At 65.9% G+C, this 20,054-nt stretch carries 20 protein-coding genes and 2 pseudogenes; 13 read left to right on the top strand and 9 right to left on the bottom strand.

Going from position 1 to position 20,054, the window contains the following annotated elements; all coding sequences use genetic code 11:
- Positions 1-54: 54 nt before the first annotated feature.
- Together alr and QJT78_RS15380 are read right to left on the bottom strand one after the other, a co-directional pair.
- On the bottom strand, positions 55-1,332 hold the full coding sequence (alr, locus tag QJT78_RS15385; protein WP_038942931.1) for an alanine racemase: 1,278 nt from the start codon (positions 1,330-1,332) through the stop codon (positions 55-57).
- Between the two features lie 46 nt (positions 1,333-1,378).
- Positions 1,379-2,887, bottom strand: coding sequence for a replicative DNA helicase (locus QJT78_RS15380; RefSeq protein ID WP_028149716.1), 1,509 nt, complete (start codon positions 2,885-2,887; stop codon positions 1,379-1,381).
- Positions 2,888-3,330: 443 nt separating this feature from the next.
- Here QJT78_RS15380 and QJT78_RS15375 point away from each other — a divergent pair, with 443 nt between their 5' ends.
- The 4 genes and pseudogenes from QJT78_RS15375 (at position 3,331) to QJT78_RS15360 (ending at position 6,123) form a co-directional block, all read left to right on the top strand.
- On the top strand, positions 3,331-3,636 hold the full coding sequence (locus QJT78_RS15375) for a hypothetical protein (protein WP_244433204.1): 306 nt from the start codon (positions 3,331-3,333) through the stop codon (positions 3,634-3,636).
- Between the two features lie 312 nt (positions 3,637-3,948).
- Complete coding sequence (locus tag QJT78_RS15370; protein ID WP_028149713.1) at positions 3,949-4,938, top strand: hypothetical protein; 990 nt, start codon at positions 3,949-3,951, stop codon at positions 4,936-4,938.
- 108 nt (positions 4,939-5,046) lie between these two features.
- On the top strand, positions 5,047-5,643 hold the full coding sequence (locus QJT78_RS15365) for a TetR/AcrR family transcriptional regulator (RefSeq protein WP_028149712.1): 597 nt from the start codon (positions 5,047-5,049) through the stop codon (positions 5,641-5,643).
- Between the two features lie 11 nt (positions 5,644-5,654).
- Positions 5,655-6,123: pseudogene (locus QJT78_RS15360) on the top strand (PaaI family thioesterase).
- A gap of 37 nt (positions 6,124-6,160) precedes the next feature.
- Here QJT78_RS15360 and rplI read toward each other — a convergent pair.
- The 4 genes from rplI to rpsF all read right to left on the bottom strand — a co-directional run bounded on the left by rplI (position 6,161) and on the right by rpsF (position 8,669).
- On the bottom strand, positions 6,161-6,763 hold the full coding sequence (gene rplI / locus QJT78_RS15355; RefSeq protein WP_028149710.1) for a 50S ribosomal protein L9: 603 nt from the start codon (positions 6,761-6,763) through the stop codon (positions 6,161-6,163).
- Between the two features lie 48 nt (positions 6,764-6,811).
- Positions 6,812-7,789, bottom strand: a complete 978-nt coding sequence (locus tag QJT78_RS15350; protein ID WP_028149709.1) for a membrane protein — start codon at positions 7,787-7,789, stop codon at positions 6,812-6,814.
- A gap of 128 nt (positions 7,790-7,917) precedes the next feature.
- Positions 7,918-8,157, bottom strand: a complete 240-nt coding sequence (gene rpsR / locus QJT78_RS15345) for a 30S ribosomal protein S18 (RefSeq protein ID WP_007592020.1) — start codon at positions 8,155-8,157, stop codon at positions 7,918-7,920.
- 5 nt (positions 8,158-8,162) lie between these two features.
- Positions 8,163-8,669, bottom strand: a complete 507-nt coding sequence (rpsF, locus tag QJT78_RS15340; RefSeq protein WP_014495806.1) for a 30S ribosomal protein S6 — start codon at positions 8,667-8,669, stop codon at positions 8,163-8,165.
- Positions 8,670-9,013: 344 nt separating this feature from the next.
- Here rpsF and QJT78_RS15335 point away from each other — a divergent pair, with 344 nt between their 5' ends.
- The 9 genes from QJT78_RS15335 to gmk all read left to right on the top strand — a co-directional run bounded on the left by QJT78_RS15335 (position 9,014) and on the right by gmk (position 17,618).
- Complete coding sequence (locus tag QJT78_RS15335) at positions 9,014-9,718, top strand: TetR/AcrR family transcriptional regulator C-terminal domain-containing protein (protein ID WP_038942933.1); 705 nt, start codon at positions 9,014-9,016, stop codon at positions 9,716-9,718.
- Between the two features lie 3 nt (positions 9,719-9,721).
- Entirely contained in the window at positions 9,722-10,747 is a 1,026-nt protein-coding gene (locus QJT78_RS15330) for a fatty acid desaturase family protein (protein ID WP_028147727.1), read from the top strand.
- A gap of 172 nt (positions 10,748-10,919) precedes the next feature.
- Positions 10,920-11,879, top strand: a complete 960-nt coding sequence (fabD, locus tag QJT78_RS15325; RefSeq protein WP_028147728.1) for an ACP S-malonyltransferase — start codon at positions 10,920-10,922, stop codon at positions 11,877-11,879.
- A gap of 12 nt (positions 11,880-11,891) precedes the next feature.
- Complete coding sequence (gene fabG, locus QJT78_RS15320; protein WP_028147729.1) at positions 11,892-12,629, top strand: 3-oxoacyl-[acyl-carrier-protein] reductase; 738 nt, start codon at positions 11,892-11,894, stop codon at positions 12,627-12,629.
- Between the two features lie 307 nt (positions 12,630-12,936).
- Positions 12,937-13,176, top strand: a complete 240-nt coding sequence (locus QJT78_RS15315) for an acyl carrier protein (protein ID WP_008130699.1) — start codon at positions 12,937-12,939, stop codon at positions 13,174-13,176.
- A 108-nt stretch (positions 13,177-13,284) separates the two neighbouring features.
- Positions 13,285-14,550, top strand: a complete 1,266-nt coding sequence (gene fabF / locus QJT78_RS15310; protein ID WP_028147730.1) for a beta-ketoacyl-ACP synthase II — start codon at positions 13,285-13,287, stop codon at positions 14,548-14,550.
- Positions 14,551-14,676: 126 nt separating this feature from the next.
- Positions 14,677-15,954 (top strand): endolytic transglycosylase MltG, encoded by a 1,278-nt coding sequence (mltG, locus tag QJT78_RS15305; RefSeq protein ID WP_028147731.1) that lies wholly within the window; start codon positions 14,677-14,679, stop codon positions 15,952-15,954.
- 113 nt (positions 15,955-16,067) lie between these two features.
- Complete coding sequence (locus tag QJT78_RS15300) at positions 16,068-16,955, top strand: YicC/YloC family endoribonuclease (RefSeq protein WP_028147732.1); 888 nt, start codon at positions 16,068-16,070, stop codon at positions 16,953-16,955.
- A 3-nt stretch (positions 16,956-16,958) separates the two neighbouring features.
- A complete protein-coding gene (gene gmk / locus QJT78_RS15295; protein ID WP_028147733.1) occupies positions 16,959-17,618 on the top strand; it encodes a guanylate kinase in 660 nt (219 codons plus the stop codon).
- On the opposite strand, the gene QJT78_RS15290 is transcribed toward gmk, so the two are convergent.
- From QJT78_RS15290 to QJT78_RS15280, 3 genes and pseudogenes are all read right to left on the bottom strand, one after another.
- Positions 17,551-18,852, bottom strand: coding sequence for a hypothetical protein (locus QJT78_RS15290; RefSeq protein WP_240537564.1), 1,302 nt, complete (start codon positions 18,850-18,852; stop codon positions 17,551-17,553). The genes gmk and QJT78_RS15290 overlap by 68 nt on opposite strands.
- Positions 18,853-18,982: 130 nt before the next feature.
- Positions 18,983-19,495, bottom strand: coding sequence for a hypothetical protein (locus tag QJT78_RS15285; RefSeq protein WP_028147735.1), 513 nt, complete (start codon positions 19,493-19,495; stop codon positions 18,983-18,985).
- A gap of 28 nt (positions 19,496-19,523) precedes the next feature.
- Positions 19,524-19,955, bottom strand: a pseudogene (locus QJT78_RS15280) (DUF4189 domain-containing protein); the annotation flags it as partial.
- Positions 19,956-20,054: the final 99 nt, after the last annotated feature.

Below are 20,054 nucleotides of genomic sequence, written 5' to 3'. Positions count from 1 at the left end.
TGCAGCGCACCGCTGAAGGAGCGCTGCGCTGCGTCCGGGGCACGAGAGTGTCGATTAGGACGGCAGCGGCGGCGGGCTCGCGGGTTGCTCGATCGGCGGCGGGGAGGGCGGCTGCTCGGCCGTCGGTGCGGGCTCCGGCTTGACCAGCGGCTCCACCTCAATGCCGCCCTTGTAGATGCGGGCATAGCGGTGGCCGAGGCTGGTCAGCACCTCGTAGCCGATCGTGCCGAAATGATGCGCGAGCTCGTCGACGGTGATGCCCTCGCCGAGCAGCGTCACCATGTGGCCGCGCCGCGCCGCATTCGGGGGTAAGTCGGTGATGTCGATCGCGATCAGGTCCATCGAAACGCGGCCCGCGACCGGGCAGCGCTTGCCGGCGACAACGACTTCGGCGCCGCGGGTGCCGTCATTGGAGCTGGCGGCGCGGAAATAGCCGTCGGCATAGCCGACCGCGATGATCGCGAGCTTTGTCGGCCGCCGCGCGGTCCAGGTACCGCCATAACCGACGCTCTCGCCGCGCTCGACATTGCGGGTCTGCACGATGCGCGCCTTGAGGTCGACCACGGGCTGCATCGGGTTGTCGGCCTCAGGCGTCGGGTTGACGCCGTAGAGCGCTGCGCCCGGCCGCACCAGGTCGAACTGGAAGGGCGCGCCGAGGAAGATTCCGGAGGAATTGGCAAGCGCAGCCGGCACGCCGGAAAATTCGCTGGCGATACTGCGGAAGGTTGCCAGCTGTTTTGCATTCACGGGACTGTTGAGCTGCTCGGCCGAGACCAGATGGCTCATCACCAGCGTGATGCCGTGATCGCCGGCATTGATGCGGGGGATGATGGCCTGCGCGTCCGCAAGCGTCAGCCCGAGCCGGTTCATGCCGGTGTCGATGTGAACAGCTGCGCCCCCGGTCCAGCCGGTGCGGCGGCAGAACACGTCCCATTCGGCGAGCTCGTTGAGATCGCCGATCACCGGCCGGCAATTGATCTTGGCGTAGTGCTCGCCGGTGTTCTGAAAATAGCCGCCGAGCACGTAGATCGCGGCCTCCGGCACGGCTTCGCGCACTGTGCGCGCTTCCTCGATGGTGGCGACGAAGAAGGTCTTGCAGCCGGCCTTGCTCAGGGCCCGCGAGACCTGCGCGGCGCCGCAGCCATAGGCGTCGGCCTTGATCACGGCCGAGCATTCGGCCGGCACGGCCGTCTTCTCGAGCTTGCGCCAGTTGGCGATGATGGCGTCGAGATCGACGGTGAGCACACCGCCATAGGCTGCGAGCGCGGCAGCCTGATTGGCCTCCGCGGAGAGGAGGCCGGATTGCGGGATCATTTTCGGGTCGGACGCCATTGTCATGGCGCCGTTTTACGCAAGAGGCCGGTCTGGTTCAAGGAACTCAGTAGTCGTTGCCGCTGCGAACCGGCAACTGACTGTCAGGCGCGAGGTCGCCGAACCGCGTGACCGAGGCTTCGAACGCCAAATCGACGGTGCCTGTCGGGCCGTGACGCTGCTTGCCGATGATGACCTCGGCCTTTCCGTGCGCAAGACTCATGTCAAGCTGCCACTTCTCGTGTTCGGGCGTGCCGGGGCGCGGCTCCTTCATCGCGAGGTAATATTCCTCGCGGTAAACGAACAGCACGACGTCGGCGTCTTGCTCGATTGATCCGGATTCACGCAAGTCGGAGAGCTGCGGCCGTTTGTCGTCGCGGGATTCGACCTGGCGTGAGAGCTGGGACAGCGCGATGACCGGAACATTGAGCTCCTTGGCGAGCGCCTTCAGGCTGGTCGTGATCTCCGTGATTTCCTGTACTCGGTTGTCACTCCGCTTGCCGGATCCGGAGAGCAACTGGATGTAGTCGATCACGAGGAGATCGAGGCCCTTCTGCCGCTTCAGCCGGCGCGCGCGTGCCATCAGCTGCGCGATCGACAGGCCGCCGGTCGCGTCGACATAGAACGGCAGCGACTGCAGCTCGATCGAGACTTCCCGGATCTTGTCGAAATCGGCTTCCGAGATGCCGCCGCGGCGGATGTGGGAGGAGGGAATGCCGGTGCGCTCGGCGACGATACGCGTGGCGAGCTGGTCGGCCGACATTTCGCAGGAGAAGAAGCCGATCACGCCGCCATTGGCGGCCTTCATGGTGCCGTCAGCCTGGACCTCGCCGACATAGGCCTTGGCGACGTTGTAGGCGATGTTGGTCGCCAGCGAAGTCTTGCCCATGCCCGGGCGTCCCGCCACGATGATGAGGTCGGAGTGCTGGAGGCCGCCCATCTTGGTGTCGAGGTCGCGCATGCCGGTCGAGATGCCGGACAGCTTTCCATCGCGCTGGAACGCTTTGGCCGCGAGATCGACCGCGACCGCCAACGCCTGCGAGAATTTCTGGAAGCCGCCGTCATAGCGGCCGGATTCGGCGAGCTCGTACAGGCGGCGCTCGGCGTCCTCGATCTGCGCCCGCGGCGCGAAGTCGACCGGTGCGTCATAGGCGACATTGACCATGTCCTCGCCGATGCCGATCAGGTCGCGTCGCAGCGCCAGATCGTAGATGGTGCGGCCATAGTCCTGGGCGTTGATGATGGTGGTCGCCTCAGCCGCGAGCCGCGCCAGATATTGCCCGATGGTCATGCCGCCGACATCGGTGTCGGCGGGGAGGAACGTCTTCAGCGTGACGGGCGTGGCGATCTTGCCCATCCGGATCAGGCTGGCGGCGGTCTCGTAGATGGTCTGATGCAGCGGCTCGAAATAATGCTTCGGCTCGAGGAAGTCGGAGACGCGGTAGAAGGCGTCGTTGTTGACCAGGATCGCGCCGAGAAGGCTCTGTTCCGCCTCGATATTATGCGGCGCGCTCCGATACGCCGGAGTTCCGGGCTCGGGCGCGAGTTTGAGGACGTTCGAATCAGTCAGGGCCATGGTCGAGCGTTAGCAATTTTCTGGGGCGGATACGGGGCCGGGATAAAGCGCCGCCTCAGGCCAAAGCGGAAGCAAAAGCTGGCCGCTATCAACCGCTGAGTAAAAATGGTGGATGATTGGCAGCCGCGGCACGCGGCGTGCTTGACGGATTTTTGCGGAACTCGCCCGTCCCGGAAGGCGCCGTGACCGCGCCGCGGAAAACTCCGGGTGACATGAACCTAATGGATTGGGGCGCAGACGTATCAAGAAGCGCGCGAAATGACGCACGCCGGGAGCTTTGGGTTCGGATTCAGACCAGCAGGAGGTAGATCAGCGCAACCAGGGCCGCTCCGACGCCGGTGGCGATCAGGGCGTAATCGGTGCGGAGGTCGTCCTGCACGTCGAATGAGGTTTGGGTCCGCTTGCTCATGGCGACGGTCTAAGCCGGGCCCGACGAGACTTATGTGAAACAGATCACATGTCCTCGGATTCTTTCGGGGTACGACCCGGAACAGGAAGGCGGGCTGGGGGTTGTCTCCCGCCACCAGGGAACGAGGCGAGCGATGCGGCCAGAACGGCAGCACCAGAACTGGCGAAGCGAGGCGGCCAGCCGGCTTTGGCTGTCGGGGCTGATCGCGGCCATGCAGCACGCCGAGCGGCCCGAAGTGCGGCGCGAGCCGGTCTCGCCCGAGACCCTCGCGGACCTGCGGGCGCAACTGGCGTTAACAGCCTCTCTCCGATCGTCCCAGATCTCGACCCTGCGTCATTAGGATTCATTCACCAACCAGCGTCAGGCCCGGGTTCGGCGCCGCCTTCGCGCGCACGATGACGGGCGTCTGCGGCGTCGTGACTTTGCGACGATGTGCCGCTTCCGACGGGCGGCGCGTCGTCTCGCGAGGCCACCGGCATTCGAACGAGCTGCAGCGCTATTGCGCTGTGATCACAGCCGATATTCCAAAAGCGCTTAATCACATCCTTGCGTGTGGAGGCTGCTTCCATTCGCGGCTCAATCCGCTAAAAGGTGACCCGCCGCCGCGCCTTATGCCGGCTGCACTCGCGTAAATTCAATGGAGATGATGGGAATGTCGAGCCGAGCGCTCAGCCTCGCGACGGTATTGCTTCTGATCGGCTTCGGCGCGACCGATACCGTCCTTGCGCAGGCGACGAACCTCGAGGCCGGCAAGGCCCCATCCCAGCTTTTCGCGCAGACCTGCAGTGCCTGCCACAAGAGCCCGCGCGGCCTGTTGAAGACGGTGGCGCCGGGCTCGCTGCCGGGCTTCCTGCGCCAGCACTACACGACCAGCTCCGACATGGCCGGCGTGCTCGCGTCCTATCTCGTCTCCAACGGTGCCACCGACACGCGCTACCAGGCCAAGGACGGCAAGGACAAAAGGGACGGCGCCGCCAGGGAGAAGGAAGTCAATACCGCTCCGGAGCATCAGGGGCGCCGCCAGCGCTCCCAGGACGCCGCCAAGCCGGACGGCGAGGCTGCCGCTGTCGCGCCCGAGGGCGCTCGTCAGAAGCGCGCGGCACGGCCACCCGAGGAAGGATCGAAGGAAGGTGCGAGGCCCGAGGGCCAGGCAGCGCCGGAGGGACGCAAAGCTAGGCGTCGCGCCAAGCCCGGGACCGAGGAAGCACCGAAGGTCGACGCCGCCGCGCCGGCCATTGAAGACAAAAAGAGCGAACCGAAGGCCGAGACCAAGCCGGATATGGCCAAGCCCGACACGGCCAAGGTCGAGCCCGGCCGTGACGAGGCGAAGCCCGAGAGCAAGCCGGCGGAGAAGCCCGCTGAGGCCAGGCCGGATAGTGCCAAGGTCGAGCCGCGCGGCAGCGATACGCCGGCGTTGCGGCCCGATCCGGTGCCGCAGGTCACGCCGGCTGCACCGTCTGCCGCCGCGAAGCCCGCCGAGGCCAAGCCGGCGGAGGAGGCTGCTCCCAAGCCGGTCGCGCCTGCTGCGAGCTCCGAGCCGGCAACCAAGCCGCAGGAGCCTGCGGCGCCCGCGACCGCTGCGGCCCCGCCCGCGGCGCCAGCCGACTCGTCCGGTGCGCCCACACCGCCGATTTCGCGCTAAGCGAGCCAGATTTTCCGTCGATTTGCGAAGGCCGCCCGCATCGCGGCCTTCGCATCGTCTTGACCGCGATTAGAGCAATGCTCTAGAGTTATGCTCTAGGAGGCGTCGATGACGACGAGCGTGCGTGACGACCTGTTGGCGGCCGGGCTTTTCGTATTCGACCGTGTCGGCTTCGAGGCTGCGACGGTGGCCGCGATCCGCGCCCGGGCACGCGCCTCCAACGGCAGCTTCTTTCATGTCTTCGGATCGAAGAAGGAACTGGCGGGTGCGCTGTTCCTGGAGGTGCTGCGGCACTATCACGCCGCAGTGCTGGCCGCGCTCGATCCGATGCCGAGTGCCGGGCAGGGCATCGATCGGCTGATCCGGGCCCATCTCGACTGGGTGGTGTCGAGTCGGCGCGAGGCCCGGTATCTCTTCGAGATCTCGCGCAGCGAATGGAGCGAGGACGTCCGCGACGCCCAGCGCGCGCAGAATGCGCGCCTTGCCGAAGGCATCGAGTGCTGGCGCGCGCCGTTGGTTGCCGGCGGCGAGCTTTTGCCGATGACGCCGGTGATGTTCGTCAGCCAGCTCATCGGCCCTGCCCAGATCTTCTGCCGCGCCTTTCTCTCGGGACGTGACCGCGCCGATCCGCGCAGCGAAGCCGACACGCTTGTCGCCTGTGCCAACCGTGCACTGCGGCCGCCCGATCGCATCCACAAGCAATAAGGAGAAGCCGCATGCGAGCCGAAGCAGATCCCGAATTCGCAGCCGTAGCCGAGCGCATCCACGCCAATGTCGGCCGGCAGGGTTTTATGAACCTGGTGGGCGCCGAGCTCTCGGAATTGTCGCGCGGGACCTGCACGATTGCGGTTGCGCGCCGGCCCGAGCTGCTCCAGCAGCACGGCTTCTTCCATGGCGGCGTCACCGCCTTCCTGGTCGACAACGCCACGACGATCGCCGCGGCGACCTCGCGCGGCCAGCCGGCGTTGACGGCGGAATACAAGCTCAATCTGTTATCGCCGGCGGTTGGCGAGAAACTGATCTGCCGGGCCAGGGTGATCAAGCCGGGCCGCCAGGGTCTCGGTGGTCGCGGCCGACGTGTTTTGCGTCAACGACGGTGTCGAGAAGCACACGGCAACTGCGCTCGCCTCGATCGCGATGCTGAGCGAGGACGTCGCCGCGAAAACGAAAAGCCCGGCCGCCTGAGGCGGCCGGGCTTCGCAGCCTCGCGCGAACGCGGGTCTTACTTCTCGGTCTCGTCTGCAGCCGGCGCCGGCTCGTCGTCGTGCTGGGCTTCCGGATCGAAGAACTCGCCGGCGGCGGCGATCGCCTCGGCGGCCGCATCGCGGTCCTCGTTGCGGGTCGAGATGTCCTCGCCGCGGTTGATGCGCTCGGCTTCGTCCTGGCTGCGCGCAACCGTGACGCTGACCTCGACCTCGACCTCGGGGTGAACCGCGACGGTGATGGTGTGCTTGCCGATGGTCTTGATCGGCGCGTCGAGCTGCACCTGCGGGCGGGCCAGCGAAACGCCGTCGGCTTCGAACGCCACGACGACGTCACGCACGGTGACCGAGCCGAACAACTGGCCGGCTTCCGAGGCCTGACGGATCACGATGATGTTCTTGCCCTCGATCTTCTCGGCGATCTTGGACGCCTCGCCCTTGGACTGGAGGTTGCGAGCCTCGAGCTCGGCCTTCATGCCGTCGTACTTGGCGCGGTTGTCGGCGGTGGCGCGCAGCGCCTTGCCGCGCTTGAGCAGGAAATTGCGGGCGTAGCCGTCGCGAACCTTCACGACTTCGCCCATCTGGCCGAGCTTGCTCACGCGTTCCAGCAAAATGACTTCCATATTCGTTCTCCTTTGAAGTGTTGAGTGAGTTGGGTTTTGGGGTTGAACTTAAGAGGTCGGCAGCGGCGGTGGCTGGCGGCTGCGCAGGAAGCGCTCGCGGAAGCCGAACACGGCATCCGCGAGGCCGAGGATCACCATCGCGATGACGGGCCAGCCGAACACGACGACGACGGCATAGGTCGAGCCGAGCCAGAATGTGCGGCTCTTCAGCGCCAGCGTCAGCGTATGCAGCACGGCAAAACCGGTCAGCGCATAGCCCATCATCAGCGCCGCCGTCGTGATCTGCGCGACCATCGCGAGCAACCCGCCGGTGAAGCAGAACGCGAGCGCGATGCAGAGCGCCACCAGCGTCATCGGCGGCAGCTCGGCCGTCATCATGTCCGGCCACGGACGCAGCAGGCGGCCCGATGTCGCCGTTATCTTGGCGCTGAGCCAGAGATTGAGGGTGAGCGTCATCATCGCGACGATGGTGGCGGCGGCCGGGGCGATCAGCACCAGTGCGTCGACGAACTGACCGGCTTCGCCTGATGTCTGCGGGTCGGCGGTGCGGAGCAGGCGCATCAAGCCGCGCCGCAGCGTGGCGGTGATGGTCTCGGCATCGGTGCCGAGCGTGAGCAGGGCGGCGATCGTGGTCAGCGCGGCGAAGCCCGCGATCCACAGCAGGATGCGGCCGACCGGATACCATTCGAGTTCGGGCTCGGCCGGCGGCTCGGTGGCGGCTTCCGGCGCGACGGGTCCAAGACGCCGGCTGAGCAGGGCGAGATGGCCAAGCCACCACGCGGGCAGCGCGACGGTGACGGCAAAGGCGATGCAGTAGGGCAGGCCGAACAGGGCGCCGAGGCCGATCGCAGCGGCGATGCCGCCGAGGCTCGCGCAAAGCGGGCCCCAGCCGATCGAGGCGACCATCAGCGGCAGCGGCGCGAGATAGAACAGGACGAGCGAGATCAGCGCGCCCGACACGATCGAGGCGAACATCAGGGCCGACGCAGCGCCGGCGATCAGGGCTATCAGTCCAAGAGTCATCATCAGCTGTCCCGCTCCCTTCGAGCGGTTAGAGGCATCTCGCCCCAACCATCGGCGACCGGACGACCCGGAAGCCTTATGAAACCAAAAAAGCGCGGCCGGCGGCGATGTCGCCGCCGGCCGAATTCGTCTTAGCGAATGACGTAGGGCAGCAGGCCCAGGAAGCGCGCGCGCTTGATGGCGCGGGCGAGCTCACGCTGCTTCTTGGCCGACACCGCGGTGATGCGGCTCGGCACGATCTTGCCGCGCTCGGAGACGTAGCGCATTAAGAGCTTGGAGTCCTTGTAGTCGATCTTCGGAGCATTTGCGCCCGTGAACGGGCAGCTCTTGCGACGACGGAAAAACGGACGGCGTGCACCAGCTTCAGCCATTGATCTTACTCCGCATCCGGCGTTGTCGTTTCAGCTTCGTCGCGCGGACGGCGCGGACCGCGGTCACCGCGGAAGCCACCACCGTCGCGATCGCCGCCACGGAAACCACCCTCGCGGTCGCCACGGAAGCCACCGCCTTCACGATCGCCGCGGAAGCCGCCGCCACGGTCGTCACGCTCGCGGTCACGGTCGGCCTTGCGCATCATCGCCGACGGGCCTTCCTCGAGCTCCTCGACGCGGACGCTGAGATAGCGGATCACGTCTTCGCTGATGCGCTCCTGGCGCTCGATCTCGGCGATCGCCGCGGACGGCGCGTCGATGTTGAGCAGCACGAAATGCGCCTTGCGGTTCTTGTTCATGCGGTAGGTAAGGGAGCGAACGCCCCAATTCTCGGTCTTGGTGACCTTGCCGCCGAGACCCTCGACGATGCCGGTCATCTGCGCAGTCAGCTCTTCGACCTGCTGCGTGCTCGCGTCCTGGCGCGCGAGAAAAACATGCTCATAGAGAGCCATAATGGTCCTTTCCTCATGTTGGCGCATCGCCCGGCGTCAAGCCCTTAAGAGGCCTTCGGAAAGGACTCTGGGATTAAGCTCAGAAGGCGGAAACACGGGACGACGGGCCGACTGGCCCTGCCATATCAAAATCACGAATGATTTGCTGAGACCGTCCGTTCAGCTCCCGGCCGGGGTCTGCGGATGGCGCGCTTATACGGATTTTGGCCGGCTTTGCAAGGTTGGAGGCCGTGCTTTCGGCCCCGGATGGTTCCGGTGCGGGGAGCGGGACCGATCCCCCGCACCACATCAGCTTGATTTATTTGTTTGTATAGCATACAAAGAAATCAACGCAGAGGACCCCAATGGCGGAAAAGTCGGTCCATGAGCCGTTAGAGGCGGCTGGCGACCCCAAGCATGCTGCACGGGCCACACGTTCGGCCGGCCGCAAAATGCGGTCGCTGCTGCTGGATGCGGCGAGCCCGCTGTTCAGGGAGCGGGGGCTGTCCGGCACGGCCATCACCGACATCGCCGCCGCCGCGGACGCGTTCCCGAGCCAGATCACCTATTACTTCCGCACCAAGGAGGCGCTGTTCGTGGAATGCGCCTGCCGCGAGCTGCTGTATCTGGCGCGGGCGACGGAGCAGGCGGCGCTGAAAGCGCGCACGCCGCGGGACTACACCCGTGCGCTGGCAGAGACCGTGACGGCAAGCGATTCGGTCGCCTTCTTCGCCGAGGCGCTGACGCTGACCCGGCGGCGCCAGGATCTTGCGCCGCTGGTCGAGCGCACCATCGAGCGCCTGCACGGTGAAGGCGCACGCGCCTATGCGAGCCAGGTCGCGCGGCACGGCTGGCGCTCCCTGCGTGCGCCCGACGAAAGCTCGCGGCGGTTCTGGGCCGTCGCCATCGGCGTCATTCTCGAGGGATACGCCATGGGCCGGTCGCCGGATGAATTATGCGCCGAGATGCTGCGTGTGCTCGGCGAGCAGGCGAAATCAGCCAGCGACACGGCGCGGCTCCGTCTGGTCGACGAGCGCGACGCATCTGGCAGTCCGAATGAGGAGGGTTAGGCCATGACCGCACTTCGCATGCGTGCCCGCGATTTCCTGACCGACGACCAGCTCGCCGACGTGCGCCAGCGCGTGACCTGGAAAGGCGTCGCGCTGATCGCCCACGCCTGGGCACTCATTATCGCATCGATCGTGTTGGTGGCGTGGTGGCCCAACCCGATTACCTACATTCTCGCCGTTGCCATCATCGGTTCGCGCCAGCTCGGGCTCGCAATCCTGATGCATGACGGCGCGCATGGCTGCCTGTCCGCTGACGAGAAGACCAATCTGGCCCTGAGCCAATGGTTCTGCGCCTATCCTCTCTTCGCGGAGACGCGCAGCTATCGGCGCTATCACCTTCAGCATCACGGACGCACCCAGCAGGAGGACGACCCCGATCTCGTGCTGTCGGCGCCGTTTCCGATCACCAGGCTGAGCTATCGCCGCAAGTTCATTCGCGACATCACCGGGCAGACCGGCTACCAGCAGCGCAAGGCGCAACTGCTCAATGCGCTCGGGCCGAAGGACTGGACGTTGCGGCAGCGCGCGGCGCATTTCTGGGAGAAGCTCGGTCCGCAATGCCTCGCCAATGCCGCGATGTTCGCAGCGCTCGCGGCGGCCGGCGTGTGGTGGGCCTATCCGCTTTTATGGCTGGTGCCGCTGTTGACCTGGATGATGGTCATCACCCGCATCCGCAACATCGCCGAGCACGCCGTCGTGCCCGACAGCAGCGATCCCTTGCGCAACACTCGCACCACGCATGCGAATTTCCTCGAGCGGTTGTTCATCGCGCCGTACTACGTGAACTATCACCTCGAGCATCATCTGTTGTTCTACGTGCCCTGCTACAATCTGCCGAAGGTGCATCGCCTGCTGAGTGCGAGCCGGCACGCCGGCCGCATGGAGGTGCAGCCGGGCTACGCCGCGGTGCTGCGGCTGGCGACCGCGAAGCCGGACCGGGATGACCGGCCGGGGCAACTCGTGAACAGCGCGCGCCGCGCGCAGGCAGGGGCGGCGGTCGACGCCAATCAGACCAATGGTGGATTTTAGCGCCAGCATTCCCCGTTGAATCCCGGGCGAAGTTCCTATCTTGGCTTGACATTCCGGGCCCGGACAGTGTCTACGGCCCCCTTTGGAGTATGATCCGGAACCATGGCCTAAGGCCGTGCGTCATCGGCTGCCGGTTCTCGCAGGGATCATGCCCGACAAGCAGGGAGCGCCGATGACGGCAGCATTCACATTTCCAGGGCAGGGGTCCCAGGCGGTTGGCATGGGCAAGGCCCTAGCCGACGCCTTTCCGGTGGCGCGCGCCGTGTTCGACGAGGTCGATGCCGCGCTTGGGGAGAAGCTGACGGCGATCATCTGGGATGGTCCTGCAGAAACGCTCCAGCTTACCGAGAACGCCCAGCCGGCGCTGATGGCGGTATCCGTCGCCACCCTGCGCGTGCTGGAGGCTGAAGCCGGATTTTCCGTGGGGCGGGACGCGGCCTTCGTCGCCGGCCACTCGCTCGGTGAATATTCGGCGCTGGCTGCGGCCAGCAGCCTGACAATCTCGGATACCGCGCGGTTGCTTCGCACCCGCGGTCTCGCAATGCAAAAAGCCGTGCCGGTCGGCGCCGGCGCGATGGCCGCTCTCCTTGGTCTCGACTACGAGGCCGCGATGGAGGTCGCAGGCGAGGCGGCACAGGGCCAGGTCTGCCAGGCCGCCAACGACAATGGCGGCGGGCAGGTGGTCGTCTCCGGCGACAAGGCTGCGGTCGATCGCGCCGTCGAGATCGCCAAGACCAAGGGCGCCAAGCGCGCAATGCTGCTGCCGGTGTCCGCACCGTTCCATTGCAAGTTGATGCAGCCCGCCGCCGACGCCATGGCGGAGGCGCTGGCGAAGGTCACGATCAAGGCGCCGGCGGCGCCGCTGGTGTCGAACGTGCTGGCGAGCGCCATCAGCGATCCCGACGAGATCCGTCGCCGCCTGGTCGAGCAGGTCACCGGCACGGTGCGCTGGCGCGAGTCGGTTGCCTATATGGCAGGGCAGGGCGTCAACCGCTTCTTCGAGATCGGCGCTGGCAAGGTGCTGTCGGGTCTCGTCAAGCGCATTGCGGACGGCGCTGTCGGCGTGTCGGTCGGTGGTCCTAACGACATTGCCGCTGCCAAGGATGCATTGGCCGCTACGAAGCAGGCCTGAAGGAGTTTTTCAATGTTCGACCTGACTGGCAAAAAGGCGCTCGTCACCGGCGCGACCGGCGGCATCGGCGGCGCGATCGCGCAGGCGCTGCACGCGCAGGGTGCTACCGTTGCGATTTCCGGAACGCGCAAGGAAGTGCTGGATGAGCTTGCCGGCAAGCTCGGCGAGCGTACCCATGTGCTGCCCTGCAATCTTTCCAAGGCCGACGAGGTCGAGGCGCTGGTGCCCGCTGCGGAAGCCGCGATGGGACAGGTCGACATTCTCGTCGCCAATGCCGGCATCACCCGTGACAATCTCTTCGTCCAGCTCCGTGACGAGGACTGGGAGGAGGTCATCAACATCAATCTGACCTCGACCTTCCGCCTGGCGCGCGCCGCGACCAAGCTGATGATGCGCAAGCGCTTCGGTCGTATCATTGCCATCACGTCGATCGTCGGCGTCACCGGCAATCCCGGGCAGGGCAACTACACGGCATCGAAGGCCGGCCTGATCGGCATGATCAAGACGCTCGGTGCCGAATACGCCAAGCGCGGCGTGACCGCGAACTGCATTGCGCCGGGCTTCATCAAGACGCCGATGACCGATGCGCTCAACGACAAGCAACGCGAGACGATTCTGGCCAAGGTTCCGGCCGCCCGCCTGGGGACGCCGGAGGACATCGCAGCCGCCGCCGTCTACCTGAGTTCGAACGAAGCGGCCTACGTCACGGGACAAACCATCCACGTCAACGGCGGCATGGCCATGATCTGACGTCTCCTTCCGCACTGCCCACATGGGCAGTGCGGGATGCGGCAAACGGCCGTTTCCGGTGCGAAATGAGGCTTGTAGTCAAGGCAGTTGAAGTATGATAACCGGACGCTCAACGGATGGGCAAAGAACGCCATTGCAGGTTTTTGAAACCCTGTATATTGGCGATGCGGAGCCTTGGCCGTCTCGCCGGGCCTGCATCGGTTAAGATGGGGCCAATCAAAGTACTTAAGCGAAGGCAGTCAACGACCACGACGGCTCGTATCGTCCCGGGGGGTCGGGTCTACAGGGAACAACACGAGGTTATGCAATGAGTGACATTGGCGAGCGGGTTAAGAAGATCGTGGTCGAACACCTTGGTGTTGAACCCGAGAAGGTTGTCGACGCTGCGAGCTTCATCGACGACCTCGGCGCCGACAGTCTGGACACCGTCGAGCTGGTGATGGCGTTCGAAGAAGAATTCGGTTGCGAGATTCCGGACGACGCCGCGGAAACGATTCTCACCGTCGGCGACGCCACGAAGTTTCTCGAGAAGAACGCGAAGAGCTAAGGCTCTTCATTTTCGCGGGGACAACATTGAAACCGGACGGGCCGCTGACCAGCGGTCAGCCGGTTTCTTGTTATTGGCCGTGAATCTTTCGATGCGGAGTTTTCGAACATGAGGCGGGTTGTCGTCACTGGTCTCGGCATGGTGTCGCCGCTCGGCTGCGGCGTCGAACCGACCTGGAAACGCATCCTCAACGGCGAAAGCGGCGCACGCAGGATCGAGAGCTTCGATGTCTCCGATCTTCAGACCAAATACGCCTGCACCGTTGTGCGCGGCGACGGCACGAACGATACGTTCAATCCCGATACCTGGATGGAGCCGAAGGACCAGCGCAAGGTCGACGACTTCATCATCTTCGGCATGGCCGCGGCCGGCCAGGCGCTCGATGATGCCAATTGGCATCCCGAGACCGAAGAGGACAAGTGTGCGACCGGCACCATGATCGGTTCCGGCATCGGCGGCCTCACCGGCATTGCCGAAACCGCGATCCTCCTGAAGGAGCGCGGACCGCGCCGGGTGTCGCCGTTCTTCATTCCGGGCCGCCTCATCAATCTTGCCTCCGGCTACGTCTCGATCGCGCACGGCCTGAAGGGGCCGAACCATTCGGTGGTCACGGCCTGCTCGACCGGCGCACATGCGGTGGGCGACGCCGCCCGTCTGATTGCGCTGGGCGATGCCGACGTCATGGTTGCCGGCGGCGCCGAGTCGCCGATCAGCCGTATCGGCATTGCCGGCTTCAACGCCGCGCGCGCGCTCTCGACCGGCTTCAACGAAACGCCCGAGAAGGCATCGCGTCCCTACGACAAGGACCGCGACGGCTTCGTGATGGGCGAGGGCGCCGGCGTCCTCGTCCTGGAAGAACTCGAGCACGCCCAGCGCCGCGGCGCCAAGATCTACGCCGAGGTGATCGGGTACGGTCTTTCGGGCGATGCCTATCACATCACCTCGCCGTCGCCCGATGGCGATGGCGGCTTCCGCAGCATGTCGGCAGCGCTCAAGCGCGCCGGCCTCACGGCATCCGATCTCGACTACATCAACGCCCACGGCACCTCGACACCGCTCGGCGACGAGATCGAGCTCGGTGCGGTCGAGCGGCTGCTCGGCAACGCCGCTTCCAAGGTCGCGATGTCCTCGACCAAGTCCTCGACCGGCCATCTCCTCGGTGCCGCCGGCGCGATCGAGGCGATCTTCGCCATTCTCGCGATTCGCGATAATGTCGTGCCGCCGACCATCAATCTGGACAATCCGTCGGTCGAGACTGCGATCGATCTCGTGCCGCACATTGCGAAGAAGCGCGAGGTCAATGTCGCGTTGTCGAATTCTTTCGGTTTTGGCGGTACCAACGCGTCGGTGATCTTCCGCCGCCTGATTCATTAGTTTGCGTTTGAAACGAATCCACCGTTTTGCCGTATTCAGCGATAGTCATACCCCGTGGGCGCGTGCATCTGGCTCGGCAAGCGATTGTCTGGCCGCGATTGAACCGGCAGGATTCAGGTTGCTTCGATGAGTGAAAGGCCGCCCATTTCGCCCCGGAGTCCGCGGGCAGCGCTGGAGCCCGAGCAGGTTCCGCCGCCGCCGAGGCGATCGGACCGGGCGCGCAATCCCTTCGTGATCGTCGGCAACGCCATCATCACCCTTTTGCTGATCGCCATGCTGGGCGCCGGCGGCGTCTACTATTACGGCCGGCAGTTGCTCGAGGCGCCGGGGCCGCTGAAGGAAGACAAGATCGTCAACATCCCGCAGCGGGCCGGCAAGCGCGACATCGCCGAGACGCTGAACCGGGAAGGCGTGGCCGACGTCAATCCGTGGGTGTTCATCGCCAGCGTCGCCGCGCTGAAGGCGAGCTCGGACCTGAAGCCGGGTGAGTATTCGTTCCAGAAGAACGCCTCCTTGCGCGACGTCATCGCCACCATCGTCGAGGGCAAGGTGGTGCAGCATTCCGTCACGATCCCGGAAGGCCTGACCTCCGAGCAGATCGTGGCGCGGCTGTCCGACAACGACATCTTCACCGGCAGCGTGCGCGAGTTGCCGCGCGAAGGCACGCTGCTGCCAGAGACCTACAAGTTCCCGCGCGGGACCCCGCGCGATCAGGTGATCCAGCGCATGCAACAGGCGCACAAGCGCGTGCTGGCCGAGATCTGGGAGCGCCGCAGCCAGGACATTCCGGTGAAATCGCCGGAGCAACTGGTGACGCTGGCCTCGATCGTCGAGAAGGAGACCGGCAAGCCGGACGAGCGCAGCCGTGTCGCTGCCGTATTCGCCAACCGGCTCAAGCAGAAAATCAAGCTGCAGTCCGATCCGACCATCATCTACGGCCTTGTCGGCGGCAAGGGTACGCTTGGCCGACCGATCAAGCGCAGCGAGATCACGCAGCCTTCGCCCTACAACACCTATGTGATCGAGGGACTGCCGCCCGGCCCGATCTCCAATCCCGGCCGCGCCTCGCTGGAAGCCACCGCCAACCCGGCCCGCACCCGCGACCTCTATTTCGTCGCCGACGGCACTGGCGGGCATGCCTTCACCGAAACCTACGACGCGCATCAGAAGAACGTCGCCAAGCTCCGCGCGATGGAAAAGCAGATCCAGAACGACACGGTCGAGCCGGCCGAGGATGCGCAGCCGCCGGCGGCCGCCGCGCCCGGCGCTGCCGCGGATCCGCCGACTGCGACCACGCCGGCGCGGCCCAATCAGCAGAAAAAGCCGCCAGCCACTCGCCCCGCCAATCCCGCGCCCGCCCGCCAGGGCGCGGTGCAGCCGTCGCCGCCGGTGGTCCAGCGCTAGTTCGCGCAGACCTGCCTGCGGGACTTTGCGGATTCCACTTTCCTGCAAAATAGTCTTAAGATTCGCGTGGCCTGATGGGCCTCGCGAATCCTGTGTCCGGAGAAATTGACCTGATGGCGCTGTCGTCCATGACCGGCTTTGCCCGAAGCCACGGCGCTAGCGGGCCGTATACGTTCGAGTGGGAATTGAAGTCGGTCAACGCCAAGGGCTTTGACCTCAGGGTGCGGTTGCCGCAGGGGTTCGACGAGCTCGAGGCCCACGCCAAGAAGCGCGCCGGTGAGCTTCTGTCGCGCGGCACTGTCTACGCCAATCTCAACGTCAAGCGCGCCAACGCCGCAGCCTCCGTCCGCGTCAACGAGGACGTACTCAACGCCGTCCTGAAGGCCGCGGCGATGATCGCCGGCAAGGTCGACGCGGTCGCGCCGAGTGTCGATGGCCTGCTCGCCATCAAGGGCGTCGTCGAGGTCGCCGAGCCCGAGGGTGACGAGGAGGAGGACAAGGCCGCGCGTGCCGCGGCCGCGGAGGCCTTCGACAAGGCGCTCGCCGATCTCGTCGAGATGCGCAAGCGCGAGGGCACGTCGCTCGGGCAGATCCTGACCCAGCGGGTTGACGAGGTCGAGGTGCTGGCGAGGAAGGCGGAAGCCGCGCCGGGCCGCAAGCCCGAGGCGATCAAGGCGAGGCTCGCCGAGCAGATCACAACCCTGCTCGACACCTCCGACCGTTTCGATTCCGACCGCCTGATGCAGGAGGCGATCCTGATCGCCACCAGGGCCGACATCCGCGAGGAGCTCGACCGCATCGCCTCCCACATCGCGCAGGCGCGCGAGCTGATCGGCAAGGGCGGGCCGATCGGCCGCAAGCTCGACTTCCTGGCACAGGAGTTTCACCGCGAGGTCAACACCTGCTGCTCGAAGTCGAACGACATCGAGCTGACCAATACGGGCCTGGCCATGAAGAACGTGGTCGAGCAATTCCGCGAGCAGGTCCAGAATCTGGAGTGATCGATGACGACGGGCGGTCATGGAACTGACGGTGTCGAGCGGCGTGGATTGATGTTCGTGCTGTCCTCGCCGTCGGGCGCGGGCAAGACGACGCTGTCGCGTCTGCTGATCGAGCGCATGACTGGCCTGCGGATGTCGGTCTCCGCGACCACGCGGGCGATGAGGCCCGGCGAGGTCGACGGTCGCGACTATCTGTTCGTCGACAAGGCCAGGTTCGACGCGATGGTGAAGGGCGACGAATTGCTGGAATGGGCGACGGTGTTCGACAACAGCTACGGCACGCCGCGTGCGCCGGTCGAGGCGGCGCTGTCGGCCGGGCAGGACGTGCTGTTCGACATCGACTGGCAGGGCACGCAGCAGCTCCGCGAGAAGGCGCGCGCGGACGTCGTCAGCGTGTTCATCTTGCCGCCCTCGGCCGCCGATCTCGAGAAGCGGCTGCATTCGCGCGCGCAGGATTCCGACGAGGTGATCCGCAAGCGCATGAGCCGCGCCAGCCACGAGATGAGCCACTGGGCCGAGTACGACTACATCGTCATCAACCACGCGGTCGACGAGGCGTTTGCCGAGGTGCAGTCGATCCTGAAGGCCGAGCGCCTCAAGCGCGAGCGGCGGACTGGCCTCGTTGGTTTCGTACGAGGTTTGCAAGGCCAGCTTCAAGGTTAGGCTTCGCGAGACGCGGTCCTTCCTCCGCCAGCCGTTCCAGCATCGCCGTGATCACGTCGACGTCGACGGCGTCCTCGATCTGCAGATCGTCATCGCGATCGGCCGCCCCTTTGCCATTGATGTCGTTGGCCGCGAGCCGGGGCGCCGATGCCTCGATCTCGAACTCTCCGTTGAACATGTTGGCCTCGTCGAGCTCTGCGACCTCGTGGCGGACCTGGGGCGCTCGCTGATCGGCGGCATCGATCGCGTGATCGATCGCCTTGAGCTGCGCGGCCTTGATCTGCGCGGCCTCGGGCTGCGCGGCTTCGCGCCGGGCAGCTTGGGGACGCGCGGCCGCCTGGGTACGGGCGGCATCGAAATCCACCGGGCGCGGCTGCTGTGCGCGCGGCGCGGCAGCGGGCGTCGCCTCAAGCCAGGGCGCGCGGCCGTCGTCGTGCGGCTCCCGATTGTCCCAGTTGACGCGGCGATGGTCAGCGGCCTGGACGCGGACGCGTCGTCTGCCCGCAAAGCGATAGATGATGCTGGCGAGGAGGCCGGCGAGCGCCAGCGCGCCACCGATCACGAGCAGCAGCGTCTGGAGCGAGCCGGTCGCTTTGTCGGTGGTGGCATCTGCCGTGGCAAGCGTGACCGGGGCAGGGGATTTTGACGGCTTTGTGCTCGGCGGTGCAGGCGAGGCAACAGGAGCGGGCGCAGTCTGCGGCTCGGGCGACGTGGTCGCGGCGGAGGCATCGGGCCAGCGCGTGGCGACCGCGGGCTGCTGCGCGTCGCTGTCGGCGGAGGGAGTTGCAGCTTGTTGCGTCGGCGCCGGTTTCGCTGGCGCGGGCGCATTCGGCGTCGCCGGCGCGGCATTGCCCTGCGGCGTCAGATATTCCGCGCGTGCGTCCTGCACCGGGCGCTGCTGCGGCGCTGCTGAATCTGCCGTCGGTGCATCGGGCGCAGCCTGCGCGGTCTGCACGGCCTTGACGCTGTCCTTGGCGCTGTCCTTGCCGCCTCCGGCGCGCAGATACCAGCATTGCCGCTTGGTCCCGCGCTCCACGCGATAGTACCAATGCTGGCCCTGCGGCGCGACGCCCTTTGGCGAGGCGAGGCAGTCGCTGGCGGCATTTGCCGTGCTCGTTGCCTCCGGCGCATTCTGCGACACGGCGGCCAGTGGCGCGCCGGCGATGATGCTGCCGACAAGCGCAGATATGAATTTCGCGGTGCGGTTGCCCATCCTGGTCTCCCGATTACGCATGACGCAACTCTTTACCCTCCCTTTGTCATCAAAGACTTGGGTGGCAATGAGCCGCAAATCCGGAGAGGATGTGGCTTGAATCGGGCCTGCGCTGCGTTCGTTCCGCCGCGAATTCAGGCGTTTTCGAGGGCTATTGCTTCGCCGAACTCCAGGTTCCGCCGCAGCCGTCGGAGCGGCGCCACGTTCCGGAACCACTGCGGCCCGAGAGTCGGCCCGTGCTGGTAAAGGTCACGCCCTGGCCCTGGCCGAACGTGCTGACCGAGCCGCCCGGGCCGACGGTTCCGCGAACGCCTTCGCCGATGATCTTGCCCGAGCTCACGACGACAGCGCCGCTCGTGCTGCCGCCGCAACCAACGCTGACGACCGCCCAGGCACCGTCGAAACCACCGCCGCCGCCTCCACCGCCACCTCCGCTTCGCCGAGGCGACGAGCGTTCCTCGGTCGCCGGCTTGCTCCGGCGTGAGGGCGCGGCCGGTTCGGCCGAGCGGCCTGAAGAAGTATCCTGGCGCGAGCCGGACAACGACTTTTCGTCGTTGCCGATCGAGCCGCCGGCGCTGCCGGACTGTGCGAATGCGGACGACGAGGCGAGGGCGAGGTTGAGGAGGGACGCAAGGGTGATCTTGCGGACGACGGCATTGGGCATGAGGAAACAATCCGAAATGAAAAAGGTATCAGCGGCCGGAGCCGTCGGCGCAGACGGATCCGATAATGCGGCAAGCTTTGCCAGCCTTGCCGCATTCGTCAAGCGCGGCATCCCTGGCGTGCTGGATGCTGTCGCGCTGGACCAGCGACCAGGACTTGTCTGATATCGCGAACGCGCCGCAGCGGTTGCCGTAGAAGGAGAGCTCGATCGGACATTTGGCGCCGGCGCAATTGCCGCGCGCGTCCGCCACCGCCGCGCGCCGCGAGGCGTGGTTCCACGAAATGCCCCATTTGCTGCTATCGGGCCCGTACACGATCGAGCCCCACGGCTTCAGATCCTCCATCTTGCGCATCCGCAGCAGCAGGCCTTCGGTTGCTTCGCCCGTCGGCGCCATCGAGATCCTCTGCTGGAGCTTGGTGATCGCACGGGTCAGTCCATCAGGCGTGTCACCCCGTGGGTCGGTCAAAATCCCCCGGGTATGGTCACTTGAAACTCCCCCACCTGATGATCGCCGTCAGCGCCGCTGAACAGCAGTAGCCGGTCAGGCAGGACGTTTATG

It is taken from the genome of Bradyrhizobium sp. Mp27 (genome assembly GCF_029953005.1).
In the GTDB taxonomy this organism is placed as follows: Bacteria; Pseudomonadota; Alphaproteobacteria; order Rhizobiales; family Xanthobacteraceae; genus Bradyrhizobium; species Bradyrhizobium barranii.
The sequence above is the reverse complement of the archived record's forward strand: the minus strand, read 5'-3'. Positions and strand labels throughout refer to the sequence as shown.

Coding starts and splice junctions, on each gene's coding strand:
- QJT78_RS15370 (WP_028149713.1), top strand. CDS start 3,949: ATGTCGAGCCGAGCGCTCAGCCTCGCGACGGTATTGCTTCTGATCGGC.
- QJT78_RS15300 (WP_028147732.1), top strand. CDS start 16,068: ATGGCGCTGTCGTCCATGACCGGCTTTGCCCGAAGCCACGGCGCTAGC.
- rpsR (WP_007592020.1), bottom strand. CDS start 8,157: ATGGCTGAAGCTGGTGCACGCCGTCCGTTTTTCCGTCGTCGCAAGAGC.
- QJT78_RS15365 (WP_028149712.1), top strand. CDS start 5,047: ATGACGACGAGCGTGCGTGACGACCTGTTGGCGGCCGGGCTTTTCGTA.
- fabD (WP_028147728.1), top strand. CDS start 10,920: ATGACGGCAGCATTCACATTTCCAGGGCAGGGGTCCCAGGCGGTTGGC.
- QJT78_RS15315 (WP_008130699.1), top strand. CDS start 12,937: ATGAGTGACATTGGCGAGCGGGTTAAGAAGATCGTGGTCGAACACCTT.
- QJT78_RS15290 (WP_240537564.1), bottom strand. CDS start 18,852: ATGCGTAATCGGGAGACCAGGATGGGCAACCGCACCGCGAAATTCATA.
- gmk (WP_028147733.1), top strand. CDS start 16,959: ATGACGACGGGCGGTCATGGAACTGACGGTGTCGAGCGGCGTGGATTG.
- QJT78_RS15330 (WP_028147727.1), top strand. CDS start 9,722: ATGACCGCACTTCGCATGCGTGCCCGCGATTTCCTGACCGACGACCAG.
- fabF (WP_028147730.1), top strand. CDS start 13,285: ATGAGGCGGGTTGTCGTCACTGGTCTCGGCATGGTGTCGCCGCTCGGC.
- QJT78_RS15335 (WP_038942933.1), top strand. CDS start 9,014: ATGGCGGAAAAGTCGGTCCATGAGCCGTTAGAGGCGGCTGGCGACCCC.
- QJT78_RS15380 (WP_028149716.1), bottom strand. CDS start 2,887: ATGGCCCTGACTGATTCGAACGTCCTCAAACTCGCGCCCGAGCCCGGA.
- rplI (WP_028149710.1), bottom strand. CDS start 6,763: ATGGAAGTCATTTTGCTGGAACGCGTGAGCAAGCTCGGCCAGATGGGC.
- mltG (WP_028147731.1), top strand. CDS start 14,677: ATGAGTGAAAGGCCGCCCATTTCGCCCCGGAGTCCGCGGGCAGCGCTG.
- rpsF (WP_014495806.1), bottom strand. CDS start 8,669: ATGGCTCTCTATGAGCATGTTTTTCTCGCGCGCCAGGACGCGAGCACG.
- QJT78_RS15350 (WP_028149709.1), bottom strand. CDS start 7,789: ATGATGACTCTTGGACTGATAGCCCTGATCGCCGGCGCTGCGTCGGCC.
- alr (WP_038942931.1), bottom strand. CDS start 1,332: ATGGCGTCCGACCCGAAAATGATCCCGCAATCCGGCCTCCTCTCCGCG.
- QJT78_RS15285 (WP_028147735.1), bottom strand. CDS start 19,495: ATGCCCAATGCCGTCGTCCGCAAGATCACCCTTGCGTCCCTCCTCAAC.
- fabG (WP_028147729.1), top strand. CDS start 11,892: ATGTTCGACCTGACTGGCAAAAAGGCGCTCGTCACCGGCGCGACCGGC.